General features: G+C 72.2%; 17 protein-coding genes. 9 read left to right on the plus strand and 8 right to left on the minus strand.

All coding sequences use genetic code 11. The annotated features are described in order from the left end of the window. Nucleotides 1-36 precede the first annotated feature (36 nt). Nucleotides 37-216, plus strand: coding sequence for a hypothetical protein (locus MFF56_RS28220; RefSeq protein WP_066922786.1), 180 nt, complete (start codon nt 37-39; stop codon nt 214-216). Between the two features lie 52 nt (nt 217-268). Here MFF56_RS28220 and MFF56_RS28225 read toward each other — a convergent pair whose 3' ends face one another. The 3 genes from MFF56_RS28225 to MFF56_RS28235 form a co-directional block, all read right to left on the minus strand. Continuing rightward, nucleotides 269-2,221 (minus strand): C1 family peptidase, encoded by a 1,953-nt coding sequence (locus MFF56_RS28225; RefSeq protein ID WP_066922788.1) that lies wholly within the window; start codon nt 2,219-2,221, stop codon nt 269-271. A gap of 408 nt (nt 2,222-2,629) precedes the next feature. Continuing rightward, entirely contained in the window at nt 2,630-4,312 is a 1,683-nt protein-coding gene (locus MFF56_RS28230) for an acyl-CoA dehydrogenase family protein (RefSeq protein WP_066927439.1), read from the minus strand. A 147-nt stretch (nt 4,313-4,459) separates the two neighbouring features. Then, nucleotides 4,460-5,350, minus strand: a complete 891-nt coding sequence (locus tag MFF56_RS28235; protein WP_066927437.1) for a DMT family transporter — start codon at nt 5,348-5,350, stop codon at nt 4,460-4,462. Nucleotides 5,351-5,579: 229 nt separating this feature from the next. Here MFF56_RS28235 and MFF56_RS28240 point away from each other — a divergent pair, with 229 nt between their 5' ends. After that, the gene (locus MFF56_RS28240; RefSeq protein WP_066927435.1) at nt 5,580-6,467 is read left to right on the plus strand and encodes a YihY/virulence factor BrkB family protein; all 888 of its coding nucleotides are present in this window, start codon (nt 5,580-5,582) and stop codon (nt 6,465-6,467) included. A gap of 148 nt (nt 6,468-6,615) precedes the next feature. Here MFF56_RS28240 and otnC read toward each other — a convergent pair whose 3' ends face one another. Both otnC and MFF56_RS28250 read right to left on the minus strand, forming a co-directional pair. Further along, nucleotides 6,616-7,290: a 3-oxo-tetronate 4-phosphate decarboxylase gene (gene otnC, locus MFF56_RS28245; protein WP_066918118.1), complete on the minus strand. Its 675-nt coding sequence runs from the start codon at nt 7,288-7,290 to the stop codon at nt 6,616-6,618. Continuing rightward, entirely contained in the window at nt 7,287-8,303 is a 1,017-nt protein-coding gene (locus MFF56_RS28250; RefSeq protein ID WP_066918117.1) for a LacI family DNA-binding transcriptional regulator, read from the minus strand. Before MFF56_RS28250 ends, otnC begins: the two co-directional genes overlap by 4 nt. A gap of 181 nt (nt 8,304-8,484) precedes the next feature. On the opposite strand from MFF56_RS28250, the gene MFF56_RS28255 reads away from it, so the two are divergent. The 7 genes from MFF56_RS28255 (at nt 8,485) to MFF56_RS28285 (ending at nt 15,092) form a co-directional block, all read left to right on the plus strand. After that, nucleotides 8,485-9,801 carry an MFS transporter gene (locus MFF56_RS28255; protein ID WP_066918116.1) on the plus strand — a complete coding sequence of 439 codons (1,317 nt, stop codon included), beginning with the start codon at nt 8,485-8,487 and terminating at the stop codon, nt 9,799-9,801. Between the two features lie 88 nt (nt 9,802-9,889). Continuing rightward, the gene (gene ltnD / locus MFF56_RS28260; protein ID WP_066918115.1) at nt 9,890-10,801 is read left to right on the plus strand and encodes an L-threonate dehydrogenase; all 912 of its coding nucleotides are present in this window, start codon (nt 9,890-9,892) and stop codon (nt 10,799-10,801) included. A gap of 8 nt (nt 10,802-10,809) precedes the next feature. Continuing rightward, the gene (gene otnI / locus MFF56_RS28265; RefSeq protein WP_238231863.1) at nt 10,810-11,601 is read left to right on the plus strand and encodes a 2-oxo-tetronate isomerase; all 792 of its coding nucleotides are present in this window, start codon (nt 10,810-10,812) and stop codon (nt 11,599-11,601) included. Between the two features lie 8 nt (nt 11,602-11,609). Continuing rightward, nucleotides 11,610-12,875, plus strand: coding sequence for a 3-oxo-tetronate kinase (gene otnK, locus MFF56_RS28270; protein WP_238231873.1), 1,266 nt, complete (start codon nt 11,610-11,612; stop codon nt 12,873-12,875). Between the two features lie 13 nt (nt 12,876-12,888). Beyond that, complete coding sequence (gene denD / locus MFF56_RS28275) at nt 12,889-13,860, plus strand: D-erythronate dehydrogenase (RefSeq protein WP_066921533.1); 972 nt, start codon at nt 12,889-12,891, stop codon at nt 13,858-13,860. A 514-nt stretch (nt 13,861-14,374) separates the two neighbouring features. Beyond that, nucleotides 14,375-14,653, plus strand: coding sequence for an adenylosuccinate synthase (locus MFF56_RS28280; RefSeq protein WP_066920069.1), 279 nt, complete (start codon nt 14,375-14,377; stop codon nt 14,651-14,653). A gap of 232 nt (nt 14,654-14,885) precedes the next feature. Next, nucleotides 14,886-15,092 (plus strand): hypothetical protein, encoded by a 207-nt coding sequence (locus MFF56_RS28285; RefSeq protein WP_066920077.1) that lies wholly within the window; start codon nt 14,886-14,888, stop codon nt 15,090-15,092. A 127-nt stretch (nt 15,093-15,219) separates the two neighbouring features. On the opposite strand, the gene MFF56_RS28290 is transcribed toward MFF56_RS28285, so the two are convergent. From MFF56_RS28290 to MFF56_RS28300, 3 genes are all read right to left on the minus strand, one after another. Beyond that, nucleotides 15,220-15,495: a hypothetical protein gene (locus MFF56_RS28290; protein WP_082772929.1), complete on the minus strand. Its 276-nt coding sequence runs from the start codon at nt 15,493-15,495 to the stop codon at nt 15,220-15,222. 205 nt (nt 15,496-15,700) lie between these two features. Next, complete coding sequence (locus MFF56_RS28295; protein WP_066920079.1) at nt 15,701-15,973, minus strand: DUF6894 family protein; 273 nt, start codon at nt 15,971-15,973, stop codon at nt 15,701-15,703. Nucleotides 15,974-15,994: 21 nt separating this feature from the next. Continuing rightward, complete coding sequence (locus tag MFF56_RS28300) at nt 15,995-16,213, minus strand: hypothetical protein (protein ID WP_066920081.1); 219 nt, start codon at nt 16,211-16,213, stop codon at nt 15,995-15,997. Nucleotides 16,214-16,354: the final 141 nt, after the last annotated feature.

Genomic DNA, 16,354 nt, shown 5'->3' on the forward strand with positions numbered 1-16,354 from the left:
CCCACGGGTGCATCCCCCGACCCAGCGAGGACCGCCATGGCTGACCAGGACAGCAAGACGAACGTCGAGAAGCCCGGCTTCCAACAGGGTAGCGCCAAGCCCGGCGACAAGGCGAACCCAGACAACCGGCAGGAGCCGCTGAACGAGCGGCTGGACGAGGCGCTGGAGGAGACCTTCCCGTCGAGCGACCCGGTCTCGGTGAAGATCACCAAGTAGGCCGCGGGTCGCGGAGCGCCTGCTCGCGACCGGCTCGCCCGGGCACGGGGGCTCAGCGCGTCGGCGGGACCGGAAGCGGCACCAAAGCCGCGCAGAGCCTGCGGCGGGCGCGCCTGATCCTGACCGGCGACGCGTTCCGCGTCGTCTCGGCCACCTGGATGGCGGCCGCGGACGTTCCCCGGCCGGTGATCCGGGCAAGCGTGGTGAGCAGGGTCGTGCCGTCGTCGTCGAAATCGCCGTGATGTGTCGCCCGGCTCGCCGCCCCGGGCGCGACGAGCCACCGGGTCTTTGGGGCCTGCCAGAACCCCCTCGGGATCGCCCCTTCGGCATCGCGCTGCAGGCCGAGCAGCGCCGTCCCGCCCGATATCCGCGGCACCTCCTCCAGCGCGGCGCTGACGAGGTAGAGCAGGGACTTGTGGTAGATGCCCGCGCAATCGTCGGCTTGCTCGGTGGCGTCGTCGAGCGTGTAGAGGTCGAAGGCCTCGATCGCGCCCCGGGCGATCAGCGGCTTGTAGACCCGGTTGAAGACCTTCACCGTGCAGGCCGGGGCCCAGAGCGAGAGGCTCCGGATCGGCACCTGCTTGCCGGCGAGGTAGGCCGCCAGCCGGGCGTGGAAGACGGCGCCGGCGCTGTGCCCGACGAGATGGATCTCCTCGATCGCCCCGCGGGCGTGGAGGTCGGCCAGGTGGTCGGCCGTGAGGCGGGCGGCCCCGGCCCTGTTCGTCGTCGCCCCCTCCGCGTTCTCCTTCATCTCGTCCCAGAGGGCCTTGCCCCCGAGGAGGCGGGCCAGGGGCTCGAGCGTGTCGTCGACGCGGTCGAACATGAAGTCGGTGGCGGCCTCGAGGACGCCCTCGCTGCGGCGACCGAGCAGGCCCTCCCGCAGGATGTTGGAGAGCGTGGTGAGCGCGTCGGAGTGCCAGATGAAGGAGATCGGGTAGACCTCCTCGCGCATCAGCGTCTCGAGGTTGTTCGCCACCGTCTGGATCGCGCTCTCCGCCTTCACGAGGCCGCCATGGGCGTAGAGGACGACCCGCTTCGTCCTCCAGGCCGCGACGCGGCGCGGCAGGCGCTCGACGATGATGTTGCGCAGGCCGTCCGGCGTCAGGCCGTAGGCGCCGTTCGGGTCGAGCACGCCGTCGTTGCCCGCCATGACGATGTGGGGCCGGAGGTCGGCGTAGGTCCGGCTCTCGTAGCTGCGCGGGGCACCCGACATCATCGGGGCGTTGGCGACGGGCTGCTCGAACCGCACGGGCGCGCCGAGGGCGGCCACCCAGACGTCGGAGCCGTTGATGAGCCAGTCCGTGTAGGAGAGACGGGCGAGGCCGCCGCTGCCCCAGTCCGGCCCCCAGCTGTTCTGGATCCAGAACCCGTCCCGGTCGTAGCCGACGATGGCGAAGGCGTGGCCGCCGATGTCCCCCTGGCGATAGGCGATGCTGTCGTCGCCCTCGCGCACGGCCTGCCAGCCCGGGTGGACCCGCGCCGTGGCGAAGAGCACGCCGACCTCGGTGATCGCCGCGTGCATCGCGACGAGATCCTTGTGGTTCACGCGGAAATAGGCCCCGAGCGGCCGCTGGATCGCGTCGGCGGCGCGCTCCTCCGTGAAGGTCGAATCCTGCCCGTCCCGCCAGAGCCGCAGCGCGCACAAGCCGTGCTTGTGCCAGCCCTTCATGGCGCCGCGGGCGCTCGATCCGCTGTAGCTCTCCCCCGGCCACTCGTCGTAGCGCTTGGCCATGGTGTAGAGCATCCAGGCGCTGACCTCGCTCGCCGAGGGGTCGTTGCCGCGCGCCCGCAGGAGGTAGTTGGCGACGGTGGCGAGCGCGAAGCCGGTGCAGGCCCCCTCGCGGCCCTGGTCCAGAACCGGGATCCCGTAGGCCCGGTAGGCGGCGAGGTCGGAGGCGCCGGCGATCCGAACGAGCGTGGGTACGTAGAGGGTATCGCGGAAGTCGATCGTGTCCCGCAGCACGTCGAACGTGCGGTCGGGCGCGGCGGACGCTGCCTTGGCCATGCTGGGCCTCCCTCCGGGGCCGGGCACGCGAATCGGCGGGCGCCCGACCTCGGCCTCGGAGGTTATGCCAACCTGAGGTGTAGAGCACACCCTCTCTAGGGTATGCGCCGTTCGGGATCTCCGGTGCCCCGCGCGCGGCAGCCACGGCGGGTGGCCCCGCGCGGCCGGGCGGAGGACCGCATCGTCTCAGAACGAAGCGCGGATCCCCTCTCCCGTAGGGAGAGGTCTGCTGTCGCAGAAAGCCGGGTGAGGGGTATGAGGCGTCCGGACGGGACGCTGCCCTGAACGCGCGTCGGCCGCGTGCTCAATCCTGTCAGGTCATACCCCTCACCCCAACCCTCTCCCTCTGGGAGAGGGGGCAGGGCGCGGTTCGCCGCACGCGGCCGAACCCATCGACCCGAGGCCGTATCAGGCGGCTTCGAGCAGGCGGCGGGCGATGACCTGGGCCTGGATCTCGGCCGCGCCCTCGAAGATCGAGAGGATGCGGGCGTCGCAGAGCACGCGGCTGATCTGGTACTCCAGCGCGAAGCCGTTGCCGCCGTGGATCTGCAGGGCGTTGTCGGCGGCCGCCCAGGCGACGCGGGCGCCCAGCAGCTTCGCCATGCCCGCCTCCAGGTCGCAGCGCTTGCCCTCGTCCTTCTCGCGGGCCGAGAAGTAGGTGAGCTGGCGCGCGATGTTGATCTCCACCGCCATCATGGCGAGCTTGTCGGCCACGCGCGGGAAATTGATCAGCGCCTTGCCGAACTGCACCCGCTCCTCAGCGTAGCGCAGGCCGATGTCGAGGGCCGACTGGGCCACGCCGATGGCGCGGGCCGCCGTCTGGATGCGGGCCGACTCGAAGGTCTGCATCAGCTGGGCGAAGCCCTTGCCCTCGACGCCGCCCAGGAGATTGTCGCCCGGAACGGAGAAGTTCTCGAAGGCGAGCTCGTACTCCTTCATGCCGCGGTAGCCGAGCACCTCGATCTCGCCGCCCGACAGGCCCTCCACCGGGAAGGGATTCGCGTCGTCGCCCCGCGGCTTCTCGGCGATCAGCATGGACAGGCCGCGATGGCCCTTCTCCTCCGGCTTGGTGCGCACCAGCACCGTCATGATGTCGGCGCGCACGGGATGCGTGATCCAGGTCTTGTTGCCCGAGATCTTCCAGGTGTCGCCGTCCTTGACCGCCTTGGTGCGCAGCGAAGCGAGGTCGGAGCCGGTATTCGGCTCGGTGAAGACGGCGGTGGGCAGGATCTCGCCGCTGGCGATCTTGGGCAGGAAGCGCTGCTTCTGCTCCTCGGTGCCGCCGCCGAGGATGAGTTCGGCGGCGATCTCCGAGCGGGTGCCGAGCGAGCCGACGCCGATATAGGCGCGCGACAGCTCCTCCGAGACCACGCACATCGCGGTCTTGGGCATGCCCATGCCGCCGTACTCCTCGGGGATCGTCAGCCCGAAGACGCCGAGTTCGGCCATCTTCTGGACGATCTCCATCGGGATGTAGGCGTTCTTCAGGTGCCACTCGTGGGCCTGATCGACCACCTCGGCCTTGCCGAAGCGGCGCATCTCGGAGCGGATCGCCTCCATGTCCTCGTCGAGGCCGGACGCGCCGATCGTGGCCGAGCCGCCGCCCTCGCGGATCTTGGCCACCAGCGCGGCGCGGTTCTCCGGCGTGTTGCCGTCCGCGATCATGGCCTCGACGGCCTCGGTGCGGAACTGCGCCAGCTCCTTCGCCGAGAGCCCGAGCGAGCCCGTCGGGCGCACCATCTCGCCCTGGCTCATCGGGATGCCGCCGAACATCTGGTCGAGATACTCGCCCGCGCCGATCTTCACGAGGAGCGTCTCGGTCTCGCCGAGCTGGCCGGCCTCGCGGAGGCTGGCCGCGTATGTGCCGAGCTCGCGCACCGCCTCGCCGTAGACGGCGAGCCAGGCCAGCCCGTGGGCGGCGTGCTGCTCGGTCTCGAGGCGGGCGGCGTCGATCTTGCCGTCGGGGCCCAGCACGCGGGTGCGCACCCGGCGCGTCGCCTCGGCGACGAGCTTCTTGGCCGCCGCGCCCGCCTCGGCGGACAGGGCGACGACGTCCTGCGGTTCGGTCTGGAAGGCGGGGGAGGCGGACATGCTGAGACCCTGAATTGAATCGAGATCGCGGTTGAGCCCGTTATAGGGCGTCCCGCGAATCCGGAGATATTTTTTTATTTGCACCGCCCGCAAAGGGAAGTGAATGCCGGGGGCATTGCACCATGGTGCAATGCGGGTGCGTCCCCTTCAACCCCGGCTCGCCAGGGCCACGCCGACCACGGCGACCGCCATGCCGGCGACCTGCACGGGGGCCAGGGTCTCGCCGAACAGGGCGTAGGCCATTACGGCCGAGACCGCGGGCACGAGGTAGAACAGGGCGGAGACGCCCGCGACCGCCTGTCGCTGGATCAGCCCGAGCAGCAGCAGGACGCCGCCGACCGAGAGGCCGAGCACCGCCCAGGCGAGGCCGGCCAGCGCCGGCAGGCTGGCGTCGAAGCGCCCCTCCTCCAGCAGGAGAGCCAGCGGCAGCGTCATCAGCCCGGCGCCGAGGAACTGCACGGCCGCGTTGGTGCGCAGATCGACGGTGGCCGCGAAGCGCTTCTGCCAGAGGGTGCCGCCGGTGAGCGCGAGGGTCGCCCCGAAGCAGATCGCCAGCGCGTCGAGCGGGACCGCGCCTGCGCCCACGCCGATCTTCGGCAGCAGGACCAGCCCGGCGCCGAGGGCGCCGATCCCGACCCCGAGCCAGCGGCGGGGCGAGACCCGCTCGCCGAGCAGCGGCCCGGCGACGAGGGCCGTCAACAGCGGCGGCAGGCTCGTCACGAGCGCGGCGAGGCCCGCCGGCAGGCCGCGGCTCACCGCCCAGAACACCCCGTCGAGGTAGATCCCCTGGAGCAGGATCCCGGCGAGGAGCGCGTCCCGCCAGCCGCGCCAGCCCACCGGCCAGCGCGCGCCCGCGACCCAGGCGAGCGTGCCGAGCACGCAGACGCTCAGCGCGTAGCGCAGCATCAGGAAGGTCAGCGGCTCGGCGTGGGGGGCGACGAGCCGGGCCACGATGAAGCCGGTCGACCAGATCAGGACGAAGAGCCCCGGCACGAGGCGGAGGGCCGGATTCGCCGGGGCTGGGATGGAGCTGGTCATCGGGGACAGGACGCGGCAGGGGCCGGACCGTGTGTCACGAACGCGTGGCCGGCGCCACGCTTTCGCGCCGGGACGGGCGGGCGCGCTCGAGAGCGCTCTCCGCCGAAGGGGACGCCGGTTCGGCGCAAGAGAGCGCGTCAGGACGAGAGGCTAGAGCCGTTCCCGCTCGCAACGTGATCGGGAACGGCTCTAGCCTCCGCGCGGATCCGGTGTAGAGACCGGTCCCGACATGCGTCCCGCCTCGCGCCTGCGCCGCCTCCTCGAAATCGCCGCCCTCGCCGCGCAGCGCTTCGTCGCGCATGACGGCTGGGCGATCGCGAGCCACATCGCGCTCTCGACGCTCACCTCGATGTTCCCGTTCCTGATCCTGCTCGCGGCGCTCGCCGGCCTGTTCGGGTCGAAGTCGCTCGCCGACGAGGCCGGGGTGCTGATCCTCGATGCGTGGCCGCGGGAGGTGGCCAAACCCATCGTCGGCGAGGTGCACCGGGTGCTCACCGAGCAGCGCGGCGGCGTGCTCACCATCGGCGCGCTCCTGGCGCTCTACTTCTCGTCCTCGGGCGTCGAGTCCCTGCGGGTCGGGCTCAACCGCGCCTACGGCATCCGCGAGATGCGGCCCTGGTGGCTGACCCGGCTCGAATCGATCGGCTACGTGGTCTGCGGCGCCTTCGCGATGCTGGCCTTCGCGCTGCTCGTGGTGCTGGGCCCGCTGATCTGGCGCAACGTCGTCAACGTGGCGCCGGGGCTCGAGCCGCTCGGCCTCACCGTGGCGATCGCGCGGATCGGGATCACGGCCTTCCTGCTGGGGCTGGTGCTCGTCATCGCCCACCGCTTCGTCGCGGCCGGGCGTCGGCCGATCCTGCTGGTGCTGCCGGGCGTGGTGGTGACGCTGCTGCTCTGGTTCCTCGCGGGCCTCGGCTTCGGCTTCTACCTCGACCGCTTCTCGACGGCCTACGCCTCGACCTACGGGGGCCTGGCCACCGCGATGGTGTTCCTCGTGTTCCTGTACTGGTGCGCCGCGATGTTCCTGTTCGGCGGCGAGATCAACGGCACCGTCATCGCCGCCCGGCGCGCTCGCCTCCAGGCGCGGATGCAGGCCCGCCGGGCCGGGGTGCGCTAGAGCACACGCGGTCAAGCTTTCGCGGGTTTCGGGCCGGTGGGACGGAACCGGTCGGAAGCCGGCGCATTCATCCCATACTCCATGCGATCCCCAAGAGCACCTCACAGGCCCGCCTCACCGGCGGGCTCTTTTTTTGCCCGCAGCCCCCTCAGCCGCCGCACCCGCCGCGGTGCTCCGGCAGGGTCAGCCCGAAATGGGCGACGAGGTCGTCCACCTGGGCGGGCGAGAGGGCGCGCGGGTTGAGGTTGCGCAGGAGCAGGTAGAGCCGGGCCGTCTCCTCCAGTTCCTCCGTGGCGAAGACCGCGCCCTCCAGGCTCTCGCCGGCCACCACGGGCCCGTGGTTGGCGAGCAGCACCGCGCTGTAGCGGCCGGCCAGGCCCCGGATCGCGTCGGCGACCGCCGGGTCGCCGGGGCGGAAATACGGCACCAGCGCCGTGCCCCCGGTGCGCATCAGGTAGTAGGGCGTCAGCGGCGGCAGCACCGCCCGCGGGTCGATCTCGGGCAGCATCGAGACCGCGACCGCGTGCGTCGAGTGGAGATGCACGATCGCGCGCGCTTCCCGGCGGCTCTGGTAGAGCGCGGTGTGGAGCGGGATCTCCTTGGTGGGCTTGTCGCCGGAGACGAGGTTCCCCCCGGCGTCGAGCCGGGAGATCCGGGCCGGGTCGAGGAAGCCGAGCGAGGCGTTGGTCGGCGAGACCAGCCAGCCGCCGTCGTCGAGCCGCACGGAGATGTTGCCGGACGAACCCGGCGTGAGGCCGCGCTCGAACAGCGAGCGGCCGTAGCGGCAGATCTCCTCGCGCAGTCTGCTCTCGGTGGCGCTCATGCGGTGGCTCCCTCGCTCAGTTCGAAGCCGAGATCGATCGTCCCGGGCGGGCCGCCCGCGCGCAAGTGCTCGGCCGCCGCCCGGCCGATGGCGAGGCGGGGCGTGCGCATGGTGGAGAGCGGCTGCGGCATGGCCGCCGTGATGTCGAGGGCGTGGCAGCCGAACAGCGCGATCCGCCCGGGCACCGCCCAGCCGCTTCCGAGGCAGGCGAAGTAGCCGCCGAGCGCCATGTCGTCGTTCGAGAAGTAGACCGCGTCGGTGTCGGGCGCGCGCGCCACCAGCGCCTCCAGGGCGGCGCGGCCGGCGGCGGCCGAGGAGCGCTCGGCCACCAGCTCGCGGGCATGCAGGGCAAGGCCCGCCTCCGCGAGCGCCGCCTCGAACCCGGCGAGCCGCTTGGCCGCCCGCACGTCCCGGCCGAGGTCGTGCCCAACATAGGCGATGCGCCGGTAGCCGCGCCCGACGAGGTGGCGGGCGCTGGCGTGCCCGACCGCGCGGTTCGAGAAGCCCACCACGATGTCGAGGCCCGGCCCGTCGGTATCGATCATCTCGACGATCCGGATGCCGGCCGCCCGCAGCCGCGTCACCGTGAGCGCCGTGTGCTCCAACCCCGTCAGCACGAGGGCGGCGGGGCGCCAGGACAGGAGCCCGGCCACCAGCGCCTCCTCGCGCACCGGATCGTAGTCGCTCACCCCGACGACGCCCTGGAAGCCGGCCTCGTCCAGCGCCCCGGTGAGGCCGCGCAGCAGGTCGGGGAACACGATGTTGGCGAGCGAGGGAATCACCACGCCGACGAGCTGGGAGCCGGCCGAATCGGCGTTGCCCGCGAGCGCGCCCGCGAGCCGGTTCGGCACGTAGCCGAGCCGGGCGGCGGCCTCCAGCACGCGCTCGCCCGCCCGCTTCGAGAAGGAGCCCTGGCCGCGCAGGACGCGCGAGACCGTGCTCTCGCCGACCCCCGCCTCCCGGGCGACGTCGGCGATCGTCACGAGACGGCCCGGTGTCTGGTGGATGGTCATGCCCCGCCCCTCCCGGCGCCCCATCGACATAACAAGCGGCCCGGTCCGTCACAACAGAATTGGCAGCGCTCCCAAAAAATGTTGGCAGCGCTGCCATTCCGGGATACGTCTGTCCCGAGCGCCGCCGTCAGAGCGGCCGCCACGATCGCCCCGGGCTCAGGGGCCGACAGGGAGAACGCCCATGACCGTGCAGGCCGCAACGGTGCCGGGGGCCGCCGCGCCGCCGCAGGATTTCGTCGAGCAGACCTACACGAAGGTGTTCTGGCGCCTCGTGCCGTTCCTGATGCTCTGCTACGTGATCGCCTACCTGGACCGGGTGAACGTCGGCTTCGCCAAGCTGCAGATGTCGCAGGAGCTGAAGTTCAGCGAGACGGTCTACGGGCTGGGCGCGGGCCTGTTCTTCATCGGATACTTCCTGTTCGAGGTGCCCTCGAACGTGATCCTGCACCGGGTCGGCGCCCGGGTCTGGATCGCCCGGATCATGATCACCTGGGGCCTGATCTCGGGCGCCTTCATGTTCGTGAACTCGGCGACCTCGTTCTACATCATGCGCTTCCTGCTGGGGCTGGCCGAGGCCGGCTTCTACCCGGGCGTGATCCTCTACGTGACCTCGTGGTTCCCCGCGCATCGCCGCGCCCGGGTGATCGCGGTGTTCATGTCGGCGATTCCCGTGTCGGGCATCTTCGGCAACCCGCTCTCCGGCTGGATCATGGACGCCTTCAACGGCGCCTACGGCCTCTCGGGCTGGCAGTGGATGTTCCTGATCGAGGCGATCCCGGCCGTTCTGGTCGGCGCGGCGGTGTTCCTCTACCTCGACAACCGGCCGGCCGACGCGGCCTGGCTCACCGAGGCCGAGAAGGCCGTGATCGAGCGCGACATCGCGGCCGAGCGCGAGGGCAAGACGGAGAGCCCGCACTCGATCGCCACCGTGTTCCGCAACGGCCGGATCTGGTTCATGAGCCTGATCTACTTCGCCTTCGTGACGGGTCAGTACGGCCTGACCTTCTGGATGCCGACGATCGTCAAGGCGTCCGGGATCCAGGGCAACCTCAACATCGGCCTCGTCAGCGCGATCCCGTTCCTGTTCGCGGTCTTCGTGATGATCCTGCTCGGCCGCAGCGCCGACCGGATGCGCGAGCGCCGCTGGCACCTGATCGTGCCGGCGCTGGCGGGCTCCGTCGGCTTCGTCGTGGCGGCGAGCACCGGCAGCACCGTGATCGCGATCGCGGCGCTCTCGGTGGCGGCGGGCGGCGTGCTCACCTGCGCGCCCCTGTTCTGGTCGCTGCCGACGGCGTTCCTGGCCGGAACGGGGGCCGCCGCCGGCATCGCCCTGATCAACTCGGTCGGCAACCTCGCGGGCTTCGTGGCACCCTTCGTGATCGGGGCGGTGCGCGACTCCACCGGCAGCACGGCCGGCGGCATGTACGCGCTCGCCGCGATGCTGGTGATCGGCGCGGCCTGCGTGTTCCTGACGCCGAAGCGGCTGGTGAACCGATAGCGCGCGTTCTCCCTCCCCCCTCTGCGGGGGAGGGAAATGCTGCGGCGGCCTTGCCGCCCCGATCCCGAACAACCCAGGATCCCACACCATGAGCACCACTCAGACAGGCCGCGCCGCGGTGATCGGCCTCGGCTCGATGGGCGCCGGCATGGCGGCCTCGCTCCTGCGGGCGGGCTTCTCGGTCGCCGCCTGCGACGTGAACCCCGAGGCGGTCGCCCGCTTCCAGGCGGCGGGCGGGCGCGGGGCCGCTACCCCGGCCCAGGCGGCCGAGGGCGCCGACGTCGTGGTCTGCGTCGTGGTCAACGCCGCCCAGACCGAGGCCGTGCTGTTCGGGCCGGACGGCGCCGCCGGGACCATGCGGCCGGGCGCCGTCTTCGTCTCCTCCGCCACCATGGATCCGGCCATCGCCCGGGGTCTCGCCCAGCGCCTGGAGGCGACCGGCCGGCTCTACCTCGACGCGCCGATGAGCGGCGGCGCGGCCCGCGCGGCGGAGGGCGCCCTCACCTTCCTGGCCTCGGGCTCGGCGCAGGCCTTCGCGGCGGCCCGCCCCGCCCTGGATGCCATGGCGGGCAGGCTCTACGAACTCGGCGACGCCGCCGGCCAGGGCGCGGCCTTCAAGATGATCAACCAGCTGCTGGCCGGCGTGCACATCGCCGCCGCCAGCGAGGCGATGAGCTTCGCGGCCAAGCAAGGCCTCGACCTCGCCAAGGTCTACGAGGTGATCACGGCGTCCGCCGGCAATTCGTGGATGTTCGAGAACCGGATGCCCCACGTCGTCGAGGGCGATTACAGCCCGAAGAGCGCGGTCGACATCTTCGTCAAGGACCTCGGCATCGTGCAGGACATGGCCCGGGCCGAGCGCCACCCCGTGCCGGTGGCGGCCGCCGCCCTGCAGATGTTCCTGGCGGCGTCGGGCGCCGGGATGGGCCGCGACGACGACGCCTCGGTGGCCCGGATCTACGCCCAGCTCTCGGGCGTGACGCTGCCCGCGAAGGAGTGAGACGAGCCATGCCGCGCTTCGCCGCCAACCTCACGCTGATGTTCACGGAGCACGCCTTCCTCGACCGCTTCGCGGCGGCCGCGGATGCGGGCTTCGACGCGGTCGAGTTCCTGTTCCCCTACGAGCACCCGCCCGAGGCGATCGCCGAGCGGCTCGCCCGCCACGGGCTCACCCAGGCGCTGTTCAACCTGCCGCCGGGCGACTTCGCGGCGGGCGAGCGCGGGATCGCGGCTTTCCCGGAGCGCTTCGACGAGCTGACGGCGGGCGTCGAGACGGGCTTGCGCTACGCCGAGGCCACGGGCGTCGCCCGCCTGCACCTGATGGCGGGCCTCGCCGACCCGCGCGACCCGCGGGCGCGGGACGCCTACCGCCGCGCCGTGACCTGGACGGCCGAGCGGCTCGCCGAGCGGGGCCTCGACCTCGTGCTGGAGCCGATCAACGCCCGCAACATGCCGGGCTACTTCCTGGGTGATTTCGGCGCCGCCGCCGCGCTGATCCGGGAGCTCGAGCTGCCGAACCTGAAGCTCCAGTTCGACCTCTACCACTGCCAGATCCTGCACGGGGACGTCACGATGCGGCTGCGCGCGCTGATGCCGCTGATCGGCCACGTCCAGACCGCGAGCGTGCCCGACCGGCACGAGCCCGGCACCGGCGAGATGAACGACGCCTTCCTCTTCGCCGAACTCGACCGGCTCGGCTACGCGGGCTTCGTCGGCTGCGAGTACATCCCGGCCGCCGGAACGGTCGAGGGCCTCGGCTGGTTCGCGCCCTACCGCGCCGCCCGGGGAGACGCCCGATGACGCGCCCCGTGCCCCTCGCCCTCGGCTGCGTGGCGGACGACTACACGGGCGCCTCGGATCTCGCCAACACCCTGACCAAGGCGGGCTTGCGCACCGTCCAGACCATCGGCATCCCGGCCGACGACCTCGCGCTGGGCGAGGCCGACGCGGTCGTCGTCGCCCTGAAGAGCCGCTCGATCGAGCCGGGGCGCGCTGTCGCCCTGTCGCGGGCGGCCGACGCGTGGCTGCGCGGGCGCGGCGCCCGCCACGTGATGTTCAAGGTCTGCTCGACCTTCGATTCGACGGACAGGGGCAATATCGGCCCCGTCCTCGACGCGCTGCGAGCGGATGCGGGCGAGGCCGTCGCCCTCGTCACCCCGGCCTTTCCGGAGACCGGGCGCAGCGTCTACCAGGGCCACCTCTTCGTGGGCGCCGTGCCGCTGGACGAGAGCCCGCTGAAGGACCATCCCCTCAACCCGATGCGGGATTCGAACCTCGTGCGGGTGCTCGCCCGCCAGAGCGCGGCCCCGGTCGGGCTCGTGGACGTCGCGACCGTGGCGCGGGGGGCGGACGCCGTGCGCGCCCGCCTCGAGGCGCTGGCCGCGGAGGGTGTCGGCGCGGCGATCGCCGACGCGATCTTCGACGCCGACCTGGAAATCCTCGGACACGCCGCGCTCGCCCACCGGGTCTCGTGCGGCGCCTCCGGCCTCGGCCTCGGCCTTGCCCGGGCTCTTGCAAGCCCCGGAGCGCCCGACCCGGCCGCCGACGTTCTGGCCGAGCCGGTCGGCGGGCTCTCCGCCTGCCTCGCGGGCAGCTGCTCGCGGGCGACGCTGGAGCAGATCGCGGCGGCGGAAAGCCTGATGCCGGTGCTGCGCCTCGATCCCGAGCGCCTGATCGGGCGCGCGGACGGCGTGGACGCGGCCATCGCCTGGGCGGGCGAGCACCTCGGGCAGGGCCCGGTCCTGATCGCCAGCAGCGCCGACCCGGAGGCGGTGCGCGCGCTGCAGGCCCGTCACGGCGTCGAGGCCGCCGGCCACGCCATCGAGGGCGCGCTGGCGCGGCTCGCCGCCGCCCTGGTGGAGCGCGGCGTGCGCCGGCTCGTCGTGGCGGGTGGCGAGACCTCGGGCGCCGTGGTCGATCATCTGGGCCTCAGGGCCTTCCGGGTCGGGCCGGAGATCGCGGCCGGCGTGCCGGTGCTGCGCACCGCGTCCGCCGAGCCGATGCTGCTCGCCCTCAAATCCGGCAATTTCGGCGGGCGCGACTTCTTCGCCCGCGCCCTCGACCTGATGCGCTGAGCGGAGTTTTCCCATGCACGTCCTGATCCTCGGCGCCGCGGGCATGATCGGCCGGCGCCTCACCGCCGCCCTCGTCGCGGCGGGCCGCGTCGGCAACGATCCGCTCACCGGCCTCACTCTGGTGGACGTGGTGCGGCCGGAGGCCCCGGCAGGCTTTGCCGGCCCGGTCCGCGTCGAGGCCGCCGACCTCTCCGCGCCCGGGGCGGCCGCGGCGGCGCTCAAGGAGCGGCCCGGCATCGTCTTCCATCTCGCCGCGGTGGTCTCCGGCGAGGCCGAGGCCGACATGGACCTCGGCTACCGGGTCAACCTCGACGGCACCCGCCTGCTCTTCGAGGCGATCCGCGCGCTGAGCGAGGCCGAGGGCTACCGGCCCCGGGTGGTGTTCACCTCCTCGCTCGCGGTGTTCGGCCAGCCGCTGCCGCCGGTGATCGGCGACGACTTCATCCCGGCGCCCGCCTCCTCCTACGGGGTGCAGAAGGCGATGGGCGAGCTGCTGCTGGCCGATTACAGCCGCCGCGGCTTCCTCGACGGGATCGGCCTGCGCCTGCCGACCATCTGCGTGCGGCCGGGCAAGCCCAACAAGGCGGCCTCCGGCTTCTTCTCCGGCATCCTGCGCGAGCCGCTCGCCGGGCTGCCGGCCGTGCTGCCGGTGCCCGACACGGTGCGCCACTGGTTCGCCAGCCCGGGCGCCGCGACCGGCTTCCTCCTGCACGCGGCCGGCCTCGACCTCTCGGGTCTCGGCACCCGTCGCACCTTCACTATGCCGGGCATCTCGGCGACGGTGGCGGAGGAGATCGAGGCCCTGCGCCGCGCGGCCGGCGCGGATGCCGTCGCCCTGATCCGGCGGGAGCCCGATCCGGCGATCATGCGGATCATCGAGACCTGGCCGGAGGCCTTCGACACCCGCACGGCCGACGCCCTCGGATTCGAGGCCGACGCCTCCTTCGACGCGATCCTCGCGCAGCACATCGCGGAATCGCGCTAGCGTTCCTCCGGATCGGGTTGCGGCGAGTGCGGCTCCGGGTTCTGGCGCCGAGGCTCTCGCCGCGAGATCCTTGCCGCGAGATCCTTGCCGCGAGACCTTGCCGCGAGACCTTGCCGCGAGATCCTTGCCGTGGCGCGCTCTTGCGCGGAGCCACAACCCAGCCCCGCGCGGGAGCGCTCCGGGCGGCCTCGCGCGGAGCCACGGGCTCTTCGGGCAGACGGCTCAGGGGCTTTGTGATACGATTTACGATTGATTGGTTCGGTCCAACACATCGTCTTGGAACGAAGCGCGGGTCCCCTCTCCCATCGGGAGAGGCCTGCTTTCGCAGAAAGCCGGGTGAGGGGTAGGAGGTTTCCAGGTAGGGCGCGGCGCCGAACGCGCGTCGATGCCGAGCGCTGTCCTGTAAGGTCATACCCCTCACCCCAACCCTCTCCCTCTGGGAGAGGGGGCGCGGCGCGGTTCACCGCACACGGCCGAACCCATCGACCGGAAACCGTATGAGGGGCTGCTGGGTATGGCACCGAGGAAGATGTCCGCCGCGGAGACGAAGGCCCGCGACCTGGGGCTGGCCCTGGCCCGCATCGCCGAGAGCGAGGGGACGCCGGCCGCCATCGGCGTCGATCGCCTGCGCCAGGCAAGTCCGCGCCTCACACCTCTCGCGGTGGGGCAGATGGTGCGCAAGCAGCGCGCACTCGTCGAGGCGACGCTCGCCGAGCGCGGCCTCGCGCTGATCGACTACGCCGACCAGGGGCCGGGCCGCGGCATGGAGTTCACGATCGAGCAGGCCGCGTGAGGCGAGCCCAGGCCGGAGCGGTCGCACCTTAAGCGGCGGCGGGAGGCGGGATGCATCGAGCGCCGGGATGCACGGCCCGTAAACCCTTTCCCGCAAGGCCGAGTACGCAGCGGCGCGGATTCGTATTGCACCCCGCGCGTCAGATCAGCACATGATGATGTCTGTATAGGGCCGGGCCTGAATTCATCTGCGGTTGCCGAAAATGCCTCGTTCGCTTCTGAAAGTTGCATTTATGACGCCGGCCGCCATCTTGGGCATCGGGATGATCCTGCTGCTCTGCGCCGGGGCGGCAGCCGCCGCTGTCGCGACGTTGCTGGCGCGGGCCGCTCGGCGGGCTCTGCTGCACGCCCGGCACACGGTGGCGCGGGATTATCCCGCCCGGATGGCGCGCAGGGACGAACCCGAAGAAAAGCCCGCCGCGGCGAGCCGGGCGGGCTGAGTGGGTCTCTCGAAAGGAATGCCGTGATTGGCCCGGATGCCTTAAGCATTCCGTATGCCAGTTCCATGACAGGCCCGACCGCGCCGTTCCTGGCTTCGGCCGCACGCCGGGCCCGCAATCGACCGGTCTAGCGCGTCGGGGCGGAGGTTCCCTTGCCGGCCGCTCCGGGCGTGGACCCTGCGCCCGCATCGTTGGCGCCCGTGCTGTTGGACGTACCGGACCGGCTGGCGTTGCCCGAGGTCGGTCCGCTGCCGGCGGCGCCCGGAGACGAACCGGAGCCGGCATCGCTGGCCCCCGTGCTGTTCATCGTGCCCGAGCGGGTCTGCCCGGAGCCCCCCTCTGCGGCATGGGCTGCGGCCCCGAGGGCCAGCGTGGCCGCAATGGCCAGGATCGTGGTTCGCATGTCGGGCTCCCTGGGTCTGTTGGTCTCAGCCAACCGGCCGCCGGTCCCGCCGTTCCGCGAAGGCGGACCCATGCCTGCCGAAAGGCCGCGCACGCGCGCAGGCTCGAGCGCTCTTGCGCCGAAGTGGACGCCGGTTCGGCGCAAGAGCGCGCGTCAGGACGAGAGGTTGGAGCCGTTCCCGATCGCGTTGCCACCGGGAACGGCTCTAGTGCAGCGTCTCGCTCCCGCCCTCGGGGCCCGGCACCGACGCGGCGACCAGCGCGTCCACCAGCGGAAACTCCAGCACCACGTCCTCGGCCTCGTCGGCCACGAACAGCACGGCCTTGAGCAAGTCGGGATCGCCGTCGGCGCCTTGGAGGAGTTGCAGGGCCAGCACCCGCGCGGCCTCGCGGGCGGCCTCCAAGTCCGCCAGCTCGCTGCCCTCGGGGTCCACCACCACGTCGTCGCCGATATGCGTGTGGAAGAAGTAGCGCGGCATCCGGACTCGGTCCTCGGTGCGTCAGGACGACGGGAGCAGGCGAAGCGCGAGGACGGCCAGCGCTGCCGTGCTCAACGTCGCCAGCCTGAGGGCCGACAGGGCGAGGCCGACCGGACCCGGGGCCGCCTGCCGGTTCTCGTTGGCCGCCCGGCGGCGCGGGCCGCGCGACCGGAAGTGAACCTCGGGCAGCCTGCGGCCGTAGCCCGCTTGCCTCGCCCCGCTTCCGCGGCCCGCACACATGGTCTGGCCCTCCGGCCCGCGGCGCCGAGCGAGCGCCACGACATAAAAGCGCGGCCGCCAGGAAGGCTCCCGCGGGCCGGCTCGTCCAGGCAAAGTATTCGGCAGAGCCGGACAGTTCCGCGGAACGGATCGGAAATCGCG

Source organism: Methylobacterium hispanicum (genome assembly GCF_022179285.1).
GTDB classification, from domain to species: domain Bacteria; phylum Pseudomonadota; class Alphaproteobacteria; order Rhizobiales; family Beijerinckiaceae; genus Methylobacterium; species Methylobacterium hispanicum.

What these genes read in the sequence shown, in the direction of transcription:
- MFF56_RS28220 (WP_066922786.1), top strand. Translation starts at nt 37, where the DNA reads ATGGCTGACCAGGACAGCAAGACGAACGTCGAGAAGCCCGGCTTCCAA.
- MFF56_RS28225 (WP_066922788.1), bottom strand. Translation starts at nt 2,221, where the DNA reads ATGGCCAAGGCAGCGTCCGCCGCGCCCGACCGCACGTTCGACGTGCTG.
- MFF56_RS28230 (WP_066927439.1), bottom strand. Translation starts at nt 4,312, where the DNA reads ATGTCCGCCTCCCCCGCCTTCCAGACCGAACCGCAGGACGTCGTCGCC.
- MFF56_RS28235 (WP_066927437.1), bottom strand. Translation starts at nt 5,350, where the DNA reads ATGACCAGCTCCATCCCAGCCCCGGCGAATCCGGCCCTCCGCCTCGTG.
- MFF56_RS28240 (WP_066927435.1), top strand. Translation starts at nt 5,580, where the DNA reads ATGCGTCCCGCCTCGCGCCTGCGCCGCCTCCTCGAAATCGCCGCCCTC.
- otnC (WP_066918118.1), bottom strand. Translation starts at nt 7,290, where the DNA reads ATGAGCGCCACCGAGAGCAGACTGCGCGAGGAGATCTGCCGCTACGGC.
- MFF56_RS28250 (WP_066918117.1), bottom strand. Translation starts at nt 8,303, where the DNA reads ATGACCATCCACCAGACACCGGGCCGTCTCGTGACGATCGCCGACGTC.
- MFF56_RS28255 (WP_066918116.1), top strand. Translation starts at nt 8,485, where the DNA reads ATGACCGTGCAGGCCGCAACGGTGCCGGGGGCCGCCGCGCCGCCGCAG.
- ltnD (WP_066918115.1), top strand. Translation starts at nt 9,890, where the DNA reads ATGAGCACCACTCAGACAGGCCGCGCCGCGGTGATCGGCCTCGGCTCG.
- otnI (WP_238231863.1), top strand. Translation starts at nt 10,810, where the DNA reads ATGCCGCGCTTCGCCGCCAACCTCACGCTGATGTTCACGGAGCACGCC.
- denD (WP_066921533.1), top strand. Translation starts at nt 12,889, where the DNA reads ATGCACGTCCTGATCCTCGGCGCCGCGGGCATGATCGGCCGGCGCCTC.
- MFF56_RS28280 (WP_066920069.1), top strand. Translation starts at nt 14,375, where the DNA reads ATGGCACCGAGGAAGATGTCCGCCGCGGAGACGAAGGCCCGCGACCTG.
- MFF56_RS28285 (WP_066920077.1), top strand. Translation starts at nt 14,886, where the DNA reads ATGACGCCGGCCGCCATCTTGGGCATCGGGATGATCCTGCTGCTCTGC.
- MFF56_RS28290 (WP_082772929.1), bottom strand. Translation starts at nt 15,495, where the DNA reads ATGCGAACCACGATCCTGGCCATTGCGGCCACGCTGGCCCTCGGGGCC.
- MFF56_RS28295 (WP_066920079.1), bottom strand. Translation starts at nt 15,973, where the DNA reads ATGCCGCGCTACTTCTTCCACACGCATATCGGCGACGACGTGGTGGTG.
- MFF56_RS28300 (WP_066920081.1), bottom strand. Translation starts at nt 16,213, where the DNA reads ATGTGTGCGGGCCGCGGAAGCGGGGCGAGGCAAGCGGGCTACGGCCGC.